Source organism: uncultured Sulfitobacter sp. (genome assembly GCF_947497275.1).
GTDB lineage: Bacteria > Pseudomonadota > Alphaproteobacteria > Rhodobacterales > Rhodobacteraceae > Sulfitobacter.
This window is the reverse complement of record NZ_CANMFS010000011.1, coordinates 1-19,070: the sequence shown is the minus strand read 5'-3', so window position 1 is coordinate 19,070 and position 19,070 is coordinate 1. Positions and strand designations below refer to the sequence as shown.

The following is a 19,070-nucleotide window of genomic DNA, read 5'->3' as shown; positions in this document are numbered from 1 at the left end:
CAGTCCCTTCTGCCCCTGAACAACCTCAGGGGCCGATTTTCGTTTTGCGCTATGATTTGCCATTCGCGGCCCGCGGCCAGACGATTGGCCTGCTGGGCGGGTCTTTCGATCCGGCCCATGCAGGTCACGCCCATATCACCCGCGAGGCGCTCAAACGGTTCGGGCTGGATGCGGTATGGTGGCTTGTCAGCCCCGGTAACCCGCTGAAAACACACGGACCCGCACCGATGCAGGAGCGCCTGATCCATGCGCGTTGCGTCATGAACCACCCGCGCGTGACAGTAACGGATATCGAGGCGCGGCTGGGCACCAGATACACAGCCGAAACGCTGCGCCATATCCAGCGGCTGTACCCCGGACGGCGGTTCGTGTGGCTGATGGGGGCTGACAATCTGGCCCAGTTCCACATGTGGCAGGATTGGCGCGGCATTATGCACCGGGTGCCCTTGGGTATTCTCGCGCGACCGGGGCAGCGGATTTCGGCGCGGATGAGCAAGGCCGCGTCGGTTTATGCCCGCGACCGCGTCCCGGCGCGGGCAAGTCAGTTGCTGGCCCGCGCGGATCCACCGGCGTGGTGCTTTGTCAACGTTCCGATGATGGATGTATCCTCGTCCGCAATCCGCGCTGCGGGCGGTTGGTCATCGCAGGCGGGTTGAGGCGATGCCCGCGCCAAGGATGACAACCAGCCCGGTCCACGTCCAGATATCCGGCAGATCGCCGAACACCAGCCATCCCAGCCCGACAGCTGCAATCAGTTGAAAATAGACCAGTGGCGCCAGTCGCGTGGCGGGCGCATGGGCATAGGCGAACAGCAACAACAGGTTGCCCAGCATCGAGCACAGCGCGGACAGGCTTGCCAGACCCGCCACCGTCGCTGTCGCGGGCGGTGCATTGGCAAGGCCCAGAGGCAGCAACAGGATCGCCGCGATCACAAGCTGCGTAAAGGTTAGCGACAAGGGGCTGCCGAGATGGCCAAGCCAGCGGGACATGGTCAGAAACACGCCGTAACAGACCCCTGCGAGCACCGCCCAAAGCAGACCGGCACTTGCCCCCATGCCGGGACGTACCACGATCAAGACCCCGAGAAAGCCAACCAGGATCAATGCTGATCGTAATCGTGTCACGGTCTCGCGCAGGAAGACGGCGGCCAGCACATAGCTCATCAACGGTCCGATGAAGAACGCGGCGAAGACGGTCGCGATCTGTTCGGTGCGCAGGGCCGTCTGTATCGCGCTGATCCCTGCGGCGAGCGTCGCGGCGCGGACCCAGATCCGCCAGTCGCGCAGAAGTCGCCAGGCACCGCGCGGCACGAAGGGAAGGACGATCACCGCCCCGACGGCAAAGCGCGACCACGCCACGAAAAGCGGCGCAACACCAAGCTGTTGCGTCAGCACCTTTCCCGCGCTGTCCCCCGCAGGGATCAGCGACATGGCGACGAACATGATGAAAACGGCGCGGCGCATCCGGCAGTGGCTATCACTTGATGGTGCGGGAGGTAATCCCCGTTTTTACGGCCCTTGTCGTCGAGGGGGATCATGCGATACCTCTTGGCCATGAAGAACAGTTTTTCAAGACGCCGCTTTCTGACGACTGCCGCCGCTGGCCTTGTCGCCGCGCGCGCGGCGCACGCCGCGCCCCCGGAAGCATCGCTGCGCCCCGTTCTGCGCGGGGAGGATTTTTTCAAACGCGCGGTGCGCAGTGTCGATGAGATACTCTCGGACGCACGGTTGGCGGGTAAAGTCTCTTTCGCTGTCGCCGATGCCGCGACGGGCCTGCCGCTCGAAACGCACAGCTCAGAGATCGCCAGACCGCCCGCCAGCGTCGCCAAGGCACTGACGGCGCTGTACGCACTGGACGCCCTCGGTGCGGAACATCGTTTCGAGACCCGCCTGTTTGCCACCGGCGGTGTCGTGAACGGCGAAATCGAGGGCGATCTTGTGCTCGTCGGCGGCGGTGACCCGACGCTTGATACGGACACGCTGGCCGGTATGGCCGCCGATCTCAAGGCGGCGGGGATCATCGGCGTGAAGGGCGGGTTCAAGATCTACGAAGGTGCGTTGCCCACAATGCCCCGGATCGATCCCGAACAACCCGATCAGGTCGGCTACAATCCCGGCGTTTCGGGGCTGGCGCTTAATTACAACCGGGTGCATTTTGAATGGAAACGCGCGAACGGAAAATACAGCGTTACGATGGAAGGCCGGTCCGCCAGATACAGACCCGCCGTTCGGATGGCCGCCATGCAGCTGCGCGACCGGGCCGCGCCCGTGTACACCTACGAAGATCAAGGCGGCGTAGATGTCTGGACCGTCGCGCGTGGTGCGTTGGGCAGCGGCGGGGCACGATGGCTTCCGGTGCGCAAGCCGGGTCTCTACGCCGGCGAAGTATTTGCCAGCGTTGCCGGTTCGCACGGCATCAGGCTCAAAGCCCCCGAACTGGTGGAATCCCTGCCCAAGGGCGAGACGCTTGTGCGCCACCAAAGTGCCGATCTGCGTCGGATCCTGCGCGACATGCTGAAATGGTCGACCAATCTGACCGCCGAAATGGTCGGCCTGGCCGCGACCAGGGCGCGCGATGGAAAACCGGACAGCCTGCGCGCCTCCGCAGATGCCATGAACGCTTGGGCCAGACACTCGCTCGGCATGCAAAGCGTGGCTCTGGTCGATCATTCGGGCCTCGGCGACGATAGCCGTCTGACCGCTGCGGACATGGTTACGGCACTGGTAAAGGTGCACGGCAGTGGCCTGCGCGAGATCCTCAAGCCGATCGCATTGCGTGACGAAAAATACCGTGTCGTGAAAGATCACCCGATCAAGGTGGATGCCAAAACCGGCACGCTCAATTTCGTCTCCGCCCTCGCAGGCTACCTGACGTCGCCGGACGGCACCGTGATGGCCTTCGCGATCTTCGCCGCAGACCAGGACATCCGCGCCACGATCAGCCGCGCGGAACGCGAGGGGCCTCCGGGAGGCAAGGCCTGGAATGGTCGCGCCAAACGCATGCAGCAAGCGTTGCTCGAACGGTGGGGCGTGCTCTACGGCGCTTGAGCCATGCCCCCCTATTTCTTTTGGCCGAAAATATCCCGGGGGAATCGCCCGTCAGGACGATGGGGGCTGGCCCCCTGGCTGGCCTGATCAGTCCGCGTTACGTCAGATGTCGCGCCCTGGCGCCCCGTTCGATCGCTGCAGCATGCAGCCGGTCGATCGTCAGCTCATAGCGCATCTCTTCGAGCAGGCGCAGTTCGGTTTCCTCAAGCCTGCCGTCCGCCGCTGCTACATCGCAGGCCAGCGCATAGGCGGTCTCATGCAATCGTTCGGGCAAGGCATTGCGCACGAGGCCGAAGAGCGCGTCGAGCCCATCTTCCTGTTCGAACAGATCGAATACCATCTGGCTGACCGTCTTGATCCGGTCCACGTCGAATTCCGCGAAAATCGGCAACAGGTTCACGGCGGCCTGTATCTTGATCAGTTCCGTCGTGCCGATGTTCTCGTCCGATGCGGAAACGGCGACCATGACGGCAACGAGGCAATCCTGTGCGCTGAGCGAAAATGAGGTGTCATCTGTCATCGGGTGATCCTTTGGGCGTGCGGTGATACCGTGCAGATTATTGACGCCAACAGGGTGACGCAATAGACGACCCTCACCTGCGCGCTGGGGCGCGGGCAGTTATCTTCGGGAAGTTTGACATGACTGAGACGCGGGATGCAGCGATGCAGAGCAAGGCGTGGCCCTTTGAAGAGGCGCGCCGGGTACTGAAACGCTATCAGTCGAAACCGCCCGAAAAGGGTTTCGTGCTGTTCGAAACCGGCTATGGCCCATCGGGGCTGCCGCACATCGGCACGTTCGGCGAGGTTGCGCGCACCACGATGATCCGCCGCGCCTTCGAAGAGATCAGCGATATTCCGACCAAGCTCATCTGTTTCTCCGACGATCTGGACGGAATGCGCAAGGTGCCGTCGAACGTGCCGGATACAGAGGCGCTGGCGGCGCATCTGCACAAGCCGCTGACATCGGTGCCCGATCCGTTCGGCAAATACGAAAGCTTCGGCCATCACAACAACGCCATGCTGCGGCGGTTCCTCGATACGTTCGGGTTCGAATATGAATTCATCTCCGCCAAGGATTTCTACGGCGATGGGCGATTCGACGAGATCCTGTTGCGCGCGGCGGAAAAATACGACGAGATCATGGAGGTCATGCTCAAATCATTGCGCGAGGAGCGGCGGCAAACCTATTCCATCTTCCTGCCGATCCACCCTGAAACAAGGCGTGTCATGTATGTGCCGATGAAAGAGGTAAATGCGGAAAAAGGCACGATCACCTTCGACACGCCCGAGGGGGAGGAAATGACGCTGCCGGTCACTGGCGGACATGTGAAGTTGCAGTGGAAGCCCGATTTCGGTGCGCGGTGGGCGGCACTTGGCGTCGATTTCGAAATGTACGGTAAGGACCACTCGACCAACACCCCGATCTACGACGCAATCTGTCGGATCCTCGGTGCCAAGGCGCCCGAGCATTTCACCTACGAGCTGTTCCTCGACGAGAACGGTCAGAAAATCTCGAAATCCTCTGGCAATGGCCTGACGATCGACGAATGGCTGACCTACGCCAGCACAGAATCGCTGTCGTATTTCATGTATCTCAAACCCAAGACGGCGAAACGGATGTATTTCGATGTCATCCCCAAGGCGATGGATGAATACGACCAGCAGTTGCGCGCCTATCACACGCAAGACATCAAGGCGCAGCTTAACAATCCGGTGTGGCATATCCACGGCGGTGACGTGCCGCAGTCGGACATGGTGGTACCGTTTTCGATGCTGCTCAACCTTGCGTCCGTGTCGTCGGCGCAGGATAAATCGCAGCTTTGGGGATTTATACAACGCTACGCGCCGGATGCGACACCCGAAAGCAACCCCGGCATGGACGCCGCCGCCGGATATGCGGTGCGGTATTTCAACGATTTTGTGAAGCCGAAAAAGCAGTACCGTGCGCCTGGCGATTTGGAGCGCGAGGCGCTGGAGGACCTGCGTGCGCGGCTGGTCGCCTGGAAGGGCGGGCTGGACGCCGAGGCGCTGCAATCCGAAGTCTTCGCTTGCGGGCGCGAGCGGTTCGAACCGCTGCGCGATTGGTTCACGGCCCTGTATGAGGTGCTGCTGGGGGCCAGCCAGGGGCCGCGCTTTGGCGGGTTCATCGCACTGTATGGCGTCGACGAGACTATCGCGTTGATCGACGACGCGTTGGCCGGAAAGCTGATCACGGCGTGAAACTCTTGCCCTTTGTCCGGCGTGCCTTAGCATCAGGTGGGTCGGACAATGGGAGTTGCGCGATGAGAACAATGCTTCAGGCAGCGGCGTTTTGCCTTGCAGGAACGGCGAGCGCGTTCGGGCAGGGCGCCGAGATCACGGACACGATCAATCGGCAGTTCGAGGCGTTCAAGGCAGATGATTTCGCCACGGCTTTCGACTTCGCCAGCCCGACGCTTCAGCGGTTTTTCCAGACCCCCGAAAACTTCGGTCAAATGGTCACGCAGGGCTATCCGATGGTATGGCGGCCGGCGCGGGTGCAATACCTTGATCTGCGCCAAGAAGGCGGGGTGTGGTGGCAGAGGGTGATGATTACCGATCAGAAGGGCGCGTTTCACGTCCTGGAATACCGCATGGAGCAGACCGATGCGGGCTGGCGGATCAGTGGTGTTCAGATCCTCGATGCACCGGGCGCCGCCGTCTGAGGCGCAACGCCACCGTGACGGTGCCATAGCGGCACTTTAACCGCACGTTGATATTTCCCAATCCTGTTCCGGCACCTGCGCCGGAGAAGCGCAAAGGGATATGATATGAACAAGGCGATCACCGACGGCATCACATTCACGCCGACCCCCTATTCGGAGGGGCTGAACGTATACTCGAGCGGGGATGGCACGCCGGGCTCGCCAAGCTATGCCACATCTGGAAGCGGCGCCTATGTGCCGGCGGATCAGGATTTCGGCGGTGCGCTCGAGATTCAGAAAACACAAAACACGCAGCGCCTGCGCTATAAAGGCGAGACACCGATCATTCCGGGCTGCTATTTGCAGATCAAGGTGCGGATCAAGGCGGTCAGCGGCAACCTTCCCAGCGTTCGTATTGCCGCCTATGCAGCGCGGGCGAACGGAAGCGCAGTACCGGGTGTGAGCACGGTCGGCAATACCGTGCCACTGACCAGCTATGGCGAAGTTGTCGAAGTCAGCGCGATTGTCGGCATCGGCAACCGGACCGGCGTTGACATGGTTTGGGGTGCGTCTGCGGATTATGGCCATTTCGGCATCGACCTGATCGGCCAGAATGGCGGGGTCGTCCGGGTGGACGATATCGAGATCAATGACATCTCGTCGGTGTTTCTCGGCGATGCCGTGGCGACAGTCGACGTGCGCGACTACGGTGCCATTGGGGACGGCACGACAGATGACACGGCAGCGTTCGAGGCGGCGAACTCTGCCGCGAACGGCCGCACCGTCTTCATCCCCGATGGTGTTTTCCGGCTGAACGGAAGCGTGACCTTCGATGCGCCGACGCATTTCACGGGCACGGTGACAATGCCGACAGCGGCGGTGCTGTTGCTGCGGCAGAATTACGATCTGCCCAACTATATCAGCGCATTCGGCAACGAAGAACTGGCGTTTCGCAAGGCATTCCAGGCGCTGCTGAACAACTCCGATCACGATTCTCTGGATCTGGGCGGCCGCAAGGTGGCGCTGACCGGGCCGGTGGATATGAAGGCGGCGGTGCCGGATCTGACGCGCTATGCGACGCGGCGGGTGATCCACAACGGTCAGCTTCTCGCGCTGTCGGACGGGGATTGGGCCACGACGACGATCAACGCCCAGGCGACGTACGATCCGGACAATCCGCGCACGCTTACCAATGTGGCCAATGTCGCGAACATCCCGATCGGGTCGCGGGTCAGCGGTGCGGGCGTCGGGCGCGAGATCTATGTGCGCGGCAAAAGCGTGGCGCGCGGCGAGCTGACGATGAACGCCCCGCTCTACGATGCCGCCGGTACGCAGAACTTCACCTTTCGGCGCTACAAATACATTCTTGATTTCAGCGGCTTCGAGGTCCTGAGCAAATTCGTGCTGCGCGATATCGAGTTTCAGTGTTCGGCGGTCTGTAGCGGCATCATGCTGGCGAACGCAGGGACGATTTTTACGGTGCGGGATTGCTTTATCACGACACCGAAGGACCGTGGTATCACGTCGATGGGCGGCGGCTGTCAGGGGATGTTTGTAGAGGGGTGCAATTTCCTGTCGAACGAGGATTCGCTGGGCGTGGCGCAGCGCAGCAGCATCGCGATGAACGTCAATGCCAACGATGCCAAGATACGGCAGAACCGGGCGACACGATTCAAGCATTTTGCCGTGCTGTCGGGCAAGAACCACCTGCTGACGGGAAATCACTTCTTTCAGGGCGACACCGTTGAGAACGGGATACGCTCGGCCGGGGTGGTTCTGTCGGAGGCCTATGCGTCCTGCATCTTTTCCGGGAACTACTGTGACAACGCCTATTTCGAGTGGACGAACGAGCGTGACCCCTCGCCGCGTTTCACCAGCGGATATTCGTTCAGCGCAATGGAGATCACCAGCAACGTGTTCCTGTCGGGCGAGGTCGAACCGAGCTTCAGCTATCTCGTGATCAAACCTTACGGCGCGGACCATTTCATCACCGGGTTGAATGTCACCGGCAACCAGTTCCGCAGCATCAACGGATTCATCAACCGCGCAGAGCATGTGGACACCAGTATCGCAGACCTCGATTACAGCAGGATGCGCAACATCCGTTTTGAGGGGAACGCGTTCTTTGGTGTGGCGCAGCCTGTTGCCAGCCCGCTGCACATCGAACACACGGAGAATTCACACGAACAGACATGGGTTGTCGATACGGGGACCGGTCTGCCGTTCGGGGCGCGGTCGCTGAGTGTTGATGCGGTGGTCGTGCGCGGCGGGGTGCGCAATACCAATAATGCGCTGGTGTTCAGCAATCCGTTCGTGCGGGCGCAGCAGGGGCCGAATTCGGATCGGGTTCACGTCGTGTGGAACACGCCGGTGAAGGGCAAGATCGGCGTAACGGTGCGGATGGACAACGATCTGGTGTGACCTTTCCGGCCCCGGCGTCTTGCGTCGGGGCCTGTTTCAGAAATCCCGCCAAAGGCCGATCTTGACCGCGCTGTTGCGCAGGTTCCCGATCTCGCTTTCCGTACCGATCTGAATGCGGAATTTGGTGAACTTCGGCGACAGAACCAAAGACGGTGCAAATGTGCCGAATGTATCTCCGTTCAGATATCCGGAATAAAGCTGCACCATTCCCGCGGTTGTTTCTGTAAAATTGATACCGACCGTGGTATCGATTTTACCCAGATGCAGCGCATAAGTCAGATCCCAGACAACCGCCGCGTCGACCGCGATCCAGCCGGTTTTTTCGGTGATCTCAATACCGCGCCCCCAACTGAGCCCGGTGCGGATATGCGGCAGGACGACATCACCGGCCCAGTTGGCACCGATACCCACATCGTAGGCCCATTTCGATTTTCGATCCGTCGGCCCCAGCGCGCGCCGGATGGACAGCGTGGCATAGCCGCCGTGCGGACCATAGCGCGGGCGCAAGAAACCGATATCGGCGATTATGGTCGTTTTGGATGTCAGGCCATATTCAAGGTAAGTCTGACTCGTGGTATCGAGGGAGTGGGTGCTGGTAAACGAGGTCGAATTGAAGCTTGCTCCTTTGTCGCGTAGCCATGCACCAGCATCCGCTTGGCCCGCACAGCAACAAACAAATAGCAAAGCGACAAGGCGAGGCAGCACAGGCAAGGTTCTCCTGTGTTCGAAGTTGATTAACTATGGTTAATAAACGGTTACCCTGAAGGGGCCTCCCAAGAAAAAAGGCCCGGCAAATGCCGGGCCCTCGTCAATTCAGATACGGATGCTGTTACGCGTTGACACTGCCGCCACGCGGGCCGGCGATCAGCCAGACGATAAAGCCGACGACCGGGAACACCAGGATACCAATGGTCCACAGGATCTTGCTCAGGCCCGAGGCGCTGGAGGTGAAGACCTGGTAGATCGCGTAAATGTCGGCGATGAGGATGATGAGTCCGAGAAGACCATATTCCATTTGATGTTCCTTCTTTGCTGCATTTGCTATTGGGGACTGAACACGTGACCCTCGGAAATTGTTCCGCAGAGTTGCGACATTTTGTCATGGGGAGCGGTATATCGGTGCGCACACTGCTGGTGGATGGGTCCAACGTCCTGTATTGGCGCGGCGCTGGGCCGGATATGGAAACTGTGCGGCTGGTGACCGATGCGCTGCGGATGCGCGGCCATGTACCTTTGGTTCTTTTCGATCACAGTGTGGGACGGATAAGGGGGGACCGGGCACTGCATGATGCGCTGGATCTGCGCGCGGACGCGGTCAGGGTCATGCCACGCGGAACCCCTGCCGACGGGGCGTTGCTGGCTCATGCGGACGCCGAAGGGCTTCAGATCGTGAGCCGTGACCGATTTCGGGTCTGGGCATCAGAGGTCCCGAATCTGCGCAGGAATTGGCTGGTTACCGGACGGATTGAAAAAGGCGGGCGCGTCAGCCTGTCGAAAAAGCTGCGGCGCCCGCCCGTTTAGCGTGCCGGTTTAGCGGCCTTTGCGGCGTTTGACTCCGCCGCGCATCCCGCCGCGTCCCATGGTGCTGCGCCCGGACGCCTTGTGCGCGTCGTCCACGGCCTTTTCCACCGCGTACTGGCGTGCCATCGGATCATCGGCAACCGCCAGATCGACAGTCTCCAGCCGCTTGACCTCATCACGCAGGCGCGCGGCCTCTTCGAATTCGAGGTTTTCGGCGGCCTTTCGCATGTCGGTGCGCAACCCGTCGAGCACGGCCTGCAGATTGCCGCCCGCCAGCGGATTGTCGACTTTTGCTGTCACACGGTTTTGATCGGTATCGCCCTTGTAGAGCCCGGCGAGGATGTCCTCTACGTTCTTCTTGACTGTCGTCGGTGTGATGCCGTGCTCTTCGTTATAAGCAACCTGCTTGGCGCGGCGCCTCTCGGTCTCGCCCATCGCCCGCTCCATCGAGCCGGTGATGCGGTCGGCGTACATTATGACGCGCCCGTCGGCGTTGCGCGCGGCCCGTCCGATGGTCTGGATCAGCGACGTTTCCGAGCGCAGGAAACCTTCCTTGTCCGCGTCCAGAATCGCCACCAGCCCGCATTCGGGAATATCCAGACCCTCGCGCAGAAGGTTGATCCCGATCAGCACGTCGAAGGCCCCCAAGCGCAGATCGCGCAGGATCTCGATCCGCTCGATCGTGTCGATGTCAGAGTGCATGTAGCGCACGCGAATGCCCTGTTCGTGCATGTACTCGGTCAGATCCTCGGCCATCCGCTTGGTCAAAGTGGTACACAGCGTGCGGTAGCCGTCGGCGGCCACGCGGCGCACCTCGTCCAGCAGATCGTCGACCTGCATCTCGACGGGGCGGATCTCGATCCTGGGGTCGATCAGGCCTGTTGGTCGAATGATCTGTTCGGTAAAGACGCCGCCCGCCTGTTCCAGCTCCCACGCGGCGGGGGTGGCGGATACAAACACCGATTGCGGGCGCATGGCATCCCATTCCTCGAACTTCAGCGGACGGTTGTCCATGCACGACGGCAGGCGGAAGCCGTGTTCGGCCAGCGTCATCTTGCGCCGGAAGTCACCTTTGTACATACCGCCGATCTGCGGCACGCTGACGTGGGATTCATCGGCAAAGACGATTGCAGTGTCGGGAATGAACTCGAACAGGGTGGGGGGCGGCTCACCGGGTGCGCGGCCCGTCAGATAGCGCGAGTAGTTCTCGATCCCGTTGCACACGCCGGTGGCCTCCAGCATCTCCAGATCAAAGTTCGTGCGCTGTTCCAGTCGCTGCGCTTCCAGCAGTTTGCCGTCGCCGACAAGCTGGTCGAGCCGCTGGCGCAGCTCTTTCTTGATGCCGATGATCGCCTGATTCATCGTGGGCTTCGGCGTCACATAGTGGCTGTTGGCGTAGATGCGGATCTGTTCCATCGTGCCGGTTTTCTCGCCGGTCAGTGGATCGAATTCGGTGATCGCCTCAAGCTCTTCCCCGAAGAACGACAGCTTCCAGGCCCGGTCATCGAGGTGCGCGGGAAAGATCTCGAGGCTGTCGCCGCGCACCCGGAATGCGCCGCGCTGGAACGACGCGTCGTTGCGCCGGTATGCCTGTGCCACCAGATCCGCGATCACCTGCCGCTGGTCGTAGGATTGTCCGACCTTGAGATCCTGCGTCATCGCGCCGTAGGTCTCGACCGAGCCGATGCCGTAGATGCACGACACGGACGCGACGATGATCACGTCGTCGCGCTCCAACAGCGCGCGGGTGGCGGAGTGGCGCATCCGGTCGATCTGTTCGTTGATCTGGCTTTCCTTCTCGATGAAGGTATCCGAGCGCGCGACATAGGCTTCAGGCTGGTAGTAATCATAGTAGCTGACGAAATACTCGACCGCGTTGTCCGGAAAGAACCCCTTGAACTCACCGTACAGTTGTGCGGCCAGCGTCTTGTTCGGGGCGAGGATGATCGCGGGGCGTTGTGTTTCTTCGATCACCTTGGCCATGGTGAATGTCTTGCCCGTGCCCGTCGCCCCCAGCAGCACCTGATCGCGCTCGCCTGCATCCACACCCTCGGACAGTTCCTTGATCGCCATCGGTTGATCGCCCGCCGGCTCGAACTCCGTCGCGAGGCGGAACCGCTTGCCGCCTTCCAGCTTGGGACGGTTGCGCACGTCGGGAGCAGGGTTGGCCAGAACGGTGGTCGCTTCGCTTCTGTCGGAGTGGGCGTAGGGCATGGCAGGACTTTCTCTCAGGCGTCCGCTATAGGTGTCATCTTTGGGGCCGCGTTCAAGGGCTGTGTGGTATGTGCTGACAGAAACTGTCAGGTGGGCCCGCAGTCGCGCTCTTGATCGTGTGGCACCCGCGTGCCATATCCGGTGCATCAACTGACGGAGAGTGTCCGATGCGCGCCAGAATCTACCAGCCAGCCCGAACCGCCATGTCCTCCGGTACGGCAAAAACCCATAGATGGATTCTCGAGTTCGCGCCCGCCGAGGCACGTGAGGTCGATCCGTTGATGGGCTGGACCTCTTCAACGGATACGCAAAGTCAGGTTAGATTGCAGTTCGACACCCGCGAAGAGGCGGTCGAGTATGCCAAGGAGCACGATATTGACGTGCAGGTGCAGGATCCGAACCGCCGTAAGCCCAATATCCGGGCAGGAGGCTATGGCGAGAATTTCGCGACCGGCCGTCGGGGGGCGTGGACGCACTAGTCGGTCCTATTGGATTGAGCCAGAGTGTTCGCGGAGTTGAAGAGATCGAGTGAAATACCTTTTCGAAAGGGTTCAATGCAGTCGTTTTGCACGTCTCCGTACCGGTCTGGTGCGGTAGATGACGCGGGAGAAGGTCAGAATGGCATGATCGTGCGCCCGTTCGCTGTTCTGATATCGTCAACGCCCAGCGGAGCCCGCACGCTATGACCATCGCCTATCTCGTCACCCATTCCGGCAGTTTTCATGCGGATGAGCTTTTGTCTTCTGTCATTCTGGCGCGTCTGTTCCCCTTGGCCGAATTGGTGCGCACGCGGGACAAAAGCTGGACTGCACCGGCCCCGGACAGGATCATCTTCGATGTCGGGGGCGGGTTTAATGCGGCGGCGCAAATTTTCGACCACCACCAGCGGCCCAACCCCTTGCGGACCGATGGCCGGCCCTACAGCTCGTTCGGTTTGATCTGGGCGCAGTATGGCCGCGACTACCTGCTTGCGATGGACGTGCCAGAGCACGACATTGAAGCGATCCACAACGGGTTGGACGACGGGTTCGTCTTGCCCATCGATTTGCTTGACAACGGGGCCGTGAATGCCGCCGAGGCGGGGCCGTTGTTTGCAGGGCTGACCCTTCCGGTGCTGCTGGAGAGCCTCAGGCCCGTCTTTGATGTCCGCGAGACTTTCGCCGACGACCGCGCATTCCGGGACGCGCAGCCCATCGCCGGCGCGCTCTTCGAGGCGCAGGTCAGGCACCGGGCGGCGGAACACCGGGCGCTTTCCGTGATCCAGACGGCGGTCGCGGCCGCCGGTGACGGGCGTGTTCTCGAGTTGCCGATGGGCATGCCATTTCGCGCGGCCGTCGAAGCGATGGGCGCGGATCACCTGCTGTTCGTGGTCCACCCGCGCGGCACCGACTGGGCGCTTACCACGATCCGCACGGGCGACGACACGTTCGACAATCGCGCGGATCTACCTGCGGCCTGGGCCGGATTGACCGATGAAGCACTCGAAGCGGCAAGCGGGGTCGCCGGGGCGCGGTTCTGTCACAACGGACGGTTCATCGCGGTGGCGGCCACGCGCACGGCGGTGGTCGAAATGGCAGATATCGCAGTCAGGGAAGCCCTGGGTTAGACTGCCCTTTGTCGCGGCGGGCTGTCGGGATGCGCCGCGACCAACCGGGCCGCAACGAACAGTTCCATGGCGTCAGCATAGGATCAGGTGTCGCGGCTGCGCGGCTGTAAGGTTTTCGTCAGGTTGAGGTGGTCAGGAGCACTGTACGCAATAGCGCAGGTTCCGAATTATGATCCCCACACACGCCATTCACGCAGGTGTTGCACGGTTTCGCGGCACGGTCAGTCTGACACCCACGCAGCTTACCGGTCTCTCGGTCTTCTTCATCTTCTGTTTTTACAATGCCACTTTCTGGTCGACGGCTGTCGCAATCTTTGCGGGGCATCCGCTGTCGTTTGCGGGGTATGTCCTCGCGGTTTTCCTTCTGCTCTTCGCGGCCTTCAGTCTTTTTGCCTACCCTTGGGCGGTGAAGCCTTTTCTTGCCTTCATCCTGATTCTCAGCGCCGTTACGTCCTATTACATGGATCGTCTTGGTGTGATCGTCGACCGCGATATGATCCAGAATGCGATGGTGACAACAGTCACGGAATCCAAACATCTGATCACCTTCGATTTCGTGTCCCATGTGGTTCTCTGGGGTATTGTGCCCGCCGTGTTGGTGGCATGCGTGCGGATCCGGCGGCACGGGGCGCTGCGAACGGTTGTCGGGCCGGTGGTGGCGTTCGCGGCAAGCCTCGCGCTGGCGGCGGGTCTGCTGATGGCGGATCTGAAATCGTATGCGTCGATCCTGCGCGAGCGCAAGGATTTGATGAGCAGTTTTCAGCCCGGTGCACCGCTGGTGGGTGCGATCCGCTATGCCCGGATGATGTCGCGCACGGCGAATGTACCCGTTGCATCGATTGGCGAGGATGCACGCAAGGGGGCGTCCCATCCGGACCGTGGCAAACCGCTTCTGGTCCTCGTCGTCGCTGGCGAAACTGCCCGCGCGCAGAACTTCAGCCTCAATGGCTATGCACGAGAAACAAACCCAGGGCTTGCCGCCCTGCCGGTTGTCAGTTTCGCCAATGTGGCATCGTGCGGGACCGCGACGGCGACATCTTTGCCCTGCATGTTCTCGAAATTCACCCGCAGAGGATACTCGTACGAAAAAGGCATATCGCACGAGAATGTTCTGGATGTGCTGAGCCATGCGGGGCTGCATGTCGAATGGTGGGACAACAATACCGGTCATAAGAACCTTGCGGACCGCATCGCGTCGCGCTCTTTCACCAACACCCGCAACGATACCTTCTGTGCAGCGGGTGAATGCATGGACGGCATCTTCATGCAGGCACTGGAAGACTACGCAAGCACGATAACCGAGGATACCGTCCTGGTCCTGCACCAGATCGGCAGCCACGGCCCGACGTATTATTTGCGCTATCCGCAGACGTTCGAGCGGTTTGCGCCTGCCTGCCGGACGGCGGAATTCAAGGATTGCGCGACCGCCGAGATCGTCAACGCCTACGACAACACAATCGCTTATACAGATGAGATTCTGGCGCAGACCATCGCGGTGCTGCAATCGCACGCCGAGCTTTCCACCGCCATGCTCTATATCTCCGACCATGGCGAGTCGCTCGGCGAAGGAGGGCTGTACCTGCACGGATCGCCCTATTTCATGGCACCTGAGGTTCAGACCAAAGTACCGATGATCCTGTGGATGTCGCAGGCCTATCAAACCGGGTTTGCGATCAACCGGGATTGTGTCGCGGCCAAGAAGGACGCAGCCCTGTCGCACGACAATTTATTCCATTCGCTGCTCGGGATGCTTGATATACAGACGGTTGAGCATGATGCCGCCCTGGATATCTTTGCGTCGTGCAAGACTGCTATGGGAAAGGTACTGAATTGACACATCACAACCAACCGCCCCGCCCGAAGCCCGCGCGGATCACCGGCGTTGCACATGTTCTGGCAGCGACCGGGTATTCCCTGAGCGGTTTGCGCCGGTTATGGCGTGAGACCGCTTTTCGCCACATCGTGCTGGCCCTTGCGATCAGCGCGGGCGTCTTTGCGGTGGTCGGTGCGGGTATGGTCGAATTTGCGATCCTCGCCGTGATGTTTCTCTTGCTCGTTGCAGTGGAGGCACTGAACACCGCGATTGAGTGCATCGTCGATCACCTTGCGCCGCACTGGGCCGAATTTGCCCGTGACGCAAAAGACCTGGGGTCGCTCGCGACCATGTGCCTGGTGTGCGCGAACGGCGTGTTCATCCTTGCGGTGATCGCCCGGTCCATGGCGGCGACATGAGGCGGCGCAGATGAGCCAGCCATTCCGCAATCGGATGCGCCGCGTGGCGCCGAGTGTCGTCACTGCCCTGGCAATCTGTGCGGGCATGGCCGCCCTTCGGATGACCCTTGCGCATAACATCGAGGCGGCTTTGTGCTTTGTGTTGCTCGCGGTGGTTCTGGATGCCGCCGATGGCAGGCTGGCGCGTCACCTCGGAGCGCAAAGCGCGTTTGGCGCGGAACTGGATTCCCTCGCGGATTTTTTCAACTTCGGCATCGTTCCGGGGATCATTCTGTACACCAGCCTCTATAGGGGCAGCGCTTGTGACAGCATCGGATGGCTGGCAGTGCTCATGCTTGCCGTCTGCTGTGCGCTGCGCCTCGCGCGGTTCAACGTGTCGGCCAAAGAAACCGCGAGCGGGCAGAACAAGAACACCTGTTTCGCCGGGGTGCCCGCGCCTGCACTCGCCAGTCTGGCGCTGATGCCGGTGTTCGTGCGCCTGTCGGGCTGGCACAGCATCGACCTGCCGCTTGCGGGCGCCGTCTTTGTGATGGCCGTGTCGCTTCTGGCCATCAGCCCGTTCGCAACGATTTCGGTCAAACATGTGCGTATCGGAGGCAGGCGCCTGCCGTTCGTCTTGTCGGCCATGGCGGGTTTGGTCGTTTGCCTGACGCTGTACCCATGGCCGACACTCATCGTAGGAAATTGTCTTTACATGCTGTCCCTGCCGTTTTCATATCTGTCCGACCACAAACACACCAAAGCCTTGCGGGATATTCATGCGCATTCTGCTGATCGAGGATGAAGCGGCGCTGGCCCGACCGCTGAAAGAGCATCTTGAGGCCGATCTGAACATCGTCGAATGGTTCGGCACCCTCGACGAGGCCGCAAGTGCCATCCGTGCGCTGGACTATGATGTCGTTCTGCTGGATCTGCGCCTGCCGGACGGCGACGGGTTGTCGTTTCTGAGCGATGTGCGCAGCGCCAATATCCGCACCCCGATCATTATCCTGACCGCCCGTGACAAGATTTCGGACCGGATCGACGGGCTCAATCGCGGGGCGGATGACTATGTGATCAAACCTTTCGATCTCGACGAGGTGACGGCGCGCATTCACACGGTGTGCCGCCGCAGCATGGACGAGATAAGCCAATCAGTCGTGATCCGTGATCTTGACGTGTCTATGTCGGCGCACAGCGTGACGCGGGGCGGACAGACGATCCGGCTGACCGCAAAGGAGTGGGGCGTGTTCGAGGTGCTGTTGCGCCGAAAGTGCAAGGTCGTCCCGAAAGAAAGCCTCGAAGCGGCGATCTATGCGTACGGTGAAGAAGTCGAGAGCAACGCGCTTGAAGCCCACATCAGCAGGTTGCGCGCGAAGCTCGGCAAGGATCTGATCGTGACGCATCGCGGTATGGGCTACATGCTGCAACCATGACGCGTCGCCCTGCCAGCCTTTTGCGGAGCCTGACCGGCGCATTGATCCTGCCGGGAGCCATCGTGGTATTGTTGGGCGTTTTCATCGTCTACACCCTTGTCCGGGAGGAATATGACGAGTTGCAGGATCTGGCGCTGACCAGCAAGGCGAACCTGCTGTTGAACATCTGGACGACGTCGGCCGGCGGTGCAGTGGTCCCGGACTATGCGACATTGCTAGATTTCGAACTGGACACGTACGAGCCGGACGAACGGACGATGTTCTGGTTTGTTGATGCAGCAGGCGGGATCGTGAAACAGGCGCGCGGTGCGGATCCGGCGTTGTTCCCGGAAAGGATCGCCGCAGGCATGGCAACCGCGCGGCACCACCGCTATGCGATCGTGCGCGGCGAAGACGGCAGGGCCGTCATCGTGGCGACCCCGATGATCGAACGCAACGAGGCGATCCGCGATGTGCTGGCGGGCGTGGTTGTGGGCTTTGCCCTGCTTGGTCTGCTGTTCGCGGGGGCCGCGTACCGCGCAGTGCGCCGTTCCGTTAGGGTGATCGCCGATTTGAGCGCCGACATCGCCGCCAGAAACGAACATGACCTGTCACCCATCGAACGCGGCAACTCCTTTGCCGAATTCGAACCCGCCATCGACACCCTCGATGCGCTGATGGTCAGGCTCGACGCAGTGCTGGCGGCCGAGCGCGCATTCGCAACCAACGCGGCCCATGAGTTGCGTACGCCCATTGCGATCTGCCTCGCGCACGTGCAGCGGCTGAAATCGAAACTCCCAGACCCGGCCATGACCCGCGACGCGGCCGAGATCGAATTGGGGCTGAAGCGCCTGGTGCGGTTGGTCGAACGGCTGCTGGAGATGGCACGCGCGCAGTCCGGTCTGGGGCGAAACGCGGCCGAGACCGATATGCGACCGGTGATTGCCATGCTTTTGAAAGAACTGCGCGCGCGCGCACCGTCGCCTGACAGGTTGGTCATCGCGCAACCCGCCGCAGAATGGCGGAGCCGTGCCGATCCCGATGCGATCGGCATTATTCTGAACAACCTGTTCGATAATGCGCTAAAATACGCAGCGGAGGGCACGCCGGTCATCGTGGATGCCAGTCGGGTCGGGCGCGTAGAAATCTCCAACGACTGCGCCCCGCTCAGCGCCGGTGCGCTGGGACAGATCAAACAGAGGTTCACCCGTCACGAACTCGGTGGCGATGGTTTCGGCCTTGGCTTGTCGATCGTGCAGGACCTGTGTGACCAGTCGGGGTGCAGGCTTCAAATCTATTCGCCGCGACCAAAAGGGACGCGGGGATTTATGGCGGTCCTGACATTGCCGCCTCATTCGGGCGTATTGCGGGAATGAAGGGTCGGACGCACGGCGGCCATGCAACCGGGGGCGTCCGTCGTGAGAGTACCGTTCAAGGTCTGTGCATCGCGTTCCACAGCATACCCGAGCAAGGGTAGATAGACGGCGCATACCTGCAGGAACGTACCGAAATCTTCCCGTGCTGGATGCGGTGGCGCTGAAACCCGGACCACTGACAGGGCTGGAGCCATGCGGGGGCTCAATGCCGGGGGTGATCTGGTCTTAGGACATCTGCCAGTCAGGGGAATCATCTGTACGGGAAACGCACAACGCGCCGATTGGAAAAACAGACGCCTGATTCCATCAAACGACTCGCCCAGAATCGCAGTCGGAGGCGAAAAGGGGGGGGGCGAGAGGCAAATTTTCTGCCTCATTTGACGGCAAAGCGGATGAAAACGGGGCAAATCTTGGGGTCGGTGAGAAAAATTGCTTTGACCGCCAATCCGAACGGATCATAAAAATAAGGTGCTTTGCCAGTTTCTGGCGCGCCTGATCGTAAAAAATGGACCCTTTGGTCATTTTCTATGAAGAAAGGTGTTGCGGGAAATGTGTGTTAGGCCTAGAACCCCCTTCACCGGCGGCGCAGTGATGCA

At 60.9% G+C, this 19,070-nt stretch carries 18 protein-coding genes; 13 read left to right on the top strand and 5 right to left on the bottom strand.

Features of this window, described 5'->3' with window-relative positions:
* Positions 1–44: 44 nt before the first annotated feature.
* Positions 45–656 carry a nicotinate-nucleotide adenylyltransferase gene (locus tag Q1A06_RS17795; RefSeq protein ID WP_299566784.1) on the top strand — a complete coding sequence of 204 codons (612 nt, stop codon included), beginning with the start codon at positions 45–47 and terminating at the stop codon, positions 654–656.
* Here the strand turns inward: Q1A06_RS17795 and Q1A06_RS17790 are convergent.
* Positions 639–1,463 (bottom strand): DMT family transporter, encoded by an 825-nt coding sequence (locus tag Q1A06_RS17790; RefSeq protein WP_299566782.1) that lies wholly within the window; start codon positions 1,461–1,463, stop codon positions 639–641. The two genes, Q1A06_RS17795 and Q1A06_RS17790, sit on opposite strands and share 18 nt — an antisense overlap.
* 90 nt (positions 1,464–1,553) lie before the next feature.
* Here Q1A06_RS17790 and dacB point away from each other — a divergent pair, with 90 nt between their 5' ends.
* The gene (gene dacB / locus Q1A06_RS17785) at positions 1,554–3,047 is read left to right on the top strand and encodes a D-alanyl-D-alanine carboxypeptidase/D-alanyl-D-alanine-endopeptidase (RefSeq protein WP_299566780.1); all 1,494 of its coding nucleotides are present in this window, start codon (positions 1,554–1,556) and stop codon (positions 3,045–3,047) included.
* A gap of 97 nt (positions 3,048–3,144) precedes the next feature.
* Here dacB and Q1A06_RS17780 read toward each other — a convergent pair whose 3' ends face one another.
* On the bottom strand, positions 3,145–3,567 hold the full coding sequence (locus Q1A06_RS17780) for a tellurite resistance TerB family protein (protein WP_299566778.1): 423 nt from the start codon (positions 3,565–3,567) through the stop codon (positions 3,145–3,147).
* A 119-nt stretch (positions 3,568–3,686) separates the two neighbouring features.
* Here Q1A06_RS17780 and Q1A06_RS17775 point away from each other — a divergent pair, with 119 nt between their 5' ends.
* The 3 genes from Q1A06_RS17775 to Q1A06_RS17765 all read left to right on the top strand — a co-directional run bounded on the left by Q1A06_RS17775 (position 3,687) and on the right by Q1A06_RS17765 (position 8,131).
* Positions 3,687–5,267, top strand: a complete 1,581-nt coding sequence (locus Q1A06_RS17775; RefSeq protein ID WP_299566776.1) for a lysine--tRNA ligase — start codon at positions 3,687–3,689, stop codon at positions 5,265–5,267.
* 62 nt (positions 5,268–5,329) lie between these two features.
* Positions 5,330–5,731, top strand: coding sequence for a DUF4864 domain-containing protein (locus Q1A06_RS17770; RefSeq protein WP_299566774.1), 402 nt, complete (start codon positions 5,330–5,332; stop codon positions 5,729–5,731).
* 105 nt (positions 5,732–5,836) lie between these two features.
* Complete coding sequence (locus Q1A06_RS17765; protein ID WP_299566772.1) at positions 5,837–8,131, top strand: glycosyl hydrolase family 28-related protein; 2,295 nt, start codon at positions 5,837–5,839, stop codon at positions 8,129–8,131.
* A 36-nt stretch (positions 8,132–8,167) separates the two neighbouring features.
* Here the strand turns inward: Q1A06_RS17765 and Q1A06_RS17760 are convergent, their stop codons facing one another.
* Entirely contained in the window at positions 8,168–8,815 is a 648-nt protein-coding gene (locus Q1A06_RS17760) for a hypothetical protein (RefSeq protein ID WP_299566770.1), read from the bottom strand.
* Positions 8,816–8,960: 145 nt separating this feature from the next.
* Positions 8,961–9,146 carry a PLD nuclease N-terminal domain-containing protein gene (locus Q1A06_RS17755; RefSeq protein ID WP_299566768.1) on the bottom strand — a complete coding sequence of 62 codons (186 nt, stop codon included), beginning with the start codon at positions 9,144–9,146 and terminating at the stop codon, positions 8,961–8,963.
* An 86-nt stretch (positions 9,147–9,232) separates the two neighbouring features.
* On the opposite strand from Q1A06_RS17755, the gene Q1A06_RS17750 reads away from it, so the two are divergent.
* Positions 9,233–9,652, top strand: coding sequence for a hypothetical protein (locus Q1A06_RS17750; protein ID WP_299566766.1), 420 nt, complete (start codon positions 9,233–9,235; stop codon positions 9,650–9,652).
* A 9-nt stretch (positions 9,653–9,661) separates the two neighbouring features.
* Here Q1A06_RS17750 and uvrB read toward each other — a convergent pair whose 3' ends face one another.
* Positions 9,662–11,866, bottom strand: a complete 2,205-nt coding sequence (gene uvrB / locus Q1A06_RS17745) for an excinuclease ABC subunit UvrB (protein ID WP_299566764.1) — start codon at positions 11,864–11,866, stop codon at positions 9,662–9,664.
* Positions 11,867–12,033: 167 nt separating this feature from the next.
* Here uvrB and Q1A06_RS17740 point away from each other — a divergent pair, with 167 nt between their 5' ends.
* The 7 genes from Q1A06_RS17740 (at position 12,034) to Q1A06_RS17710 (ending at position 18,474) form a co-directional block, all read left to right on the top strand.
* Positions 12,034–12,345 (top strand): ETC complex I subunit, encoded by a 312-nt coding sequence (locus tag Q1A06_RS17740; RefSeq protein WP_299566762.1) that lies wholly within the window; start codon positions 12,034–12,036, stop codon positions 12,343–12,345.
* Between the two features lie 203 nt (positions 12,346–12,548).
* Positions 12,549–13,472 (top strand): MYG1 family protein, encoded by a 924-nt coding sequence (locus tag Q1A06_RS17735; protein WP_299566761.1) that lies wholly within the window; start codon positions 12,549–12,551, stop codon positions 13,470–13,472.
* 169 nt (positions 13,473–13,641) lie between these two features.
* A complete protein-coding gene (locus Q1A06_RS17730; RefSeq protein ID WP_299566759.1) occupies positions 13,642–15,306 on the top strand; it encodes a phosphoethanolamine--lipid A transferase in 1,665 nt (554 codons plus the stop codon).
* A complete protein-coding gene (locus Q1A06_RS17725; RefSeq protein ID WP_299566757.1) occupies positions 15,303–15,704 on the top strand; it encodes a diacylglycerol kinase in 402 nt (133 codons plus the stop codon). Before Q1A06_RS17730 ends, Q1A06_RS17725 begins: the two co-directional genes overlap by 4 nt.
* A 10-nt stretch (positions 15,705–15,714) precedes the next feature.
* On the top strand, positions 15,715–16,488 hold the full coding sequence (locus tag Q1A06_RS17720) for a phosphatidylcholine/phosphatidylserine synthase (RefSeq protein ID WP_299566755.1): 774 nt from the start codon (positions 15,715–15,717) through the stop codon (positions 16,486–16,488).
* A complete protein-coding gene (locus tag Q1A06_RS17715) occupies positions 16,463–17,119 on the top strand; it encodes a response regulator transcription factor (RefSeq protein ID WP_299566753.1) in 657 nt (218 codons plus the stop codon). Before Q1A06_RS17720 ends, Q1A06_RS17715 begins: the two co-directional genes overlap by 26 nt.
* Positions 17,116–18,474 carry a HAMP domain-containing sensor histidine kinase gene (locus tag Q1A06_RS17710; RefSeq protein ID WP_299566751.1) on the top strand — a complete coding sequence of 453 codons (1,359 nt, stop codon included), beginning with the start codon at positions 17,116–17,118 and terminating at the stop codon, positions 18,472–18,474. The genes Q1A06_RS17715 and Q1A06_RS17710 overlap by 4 nt, the downstream gene beginning before the upstream one ends.
* The last annotated feature ends 596 nt before the right edge of the window (positions 18,475–19,070 follow it).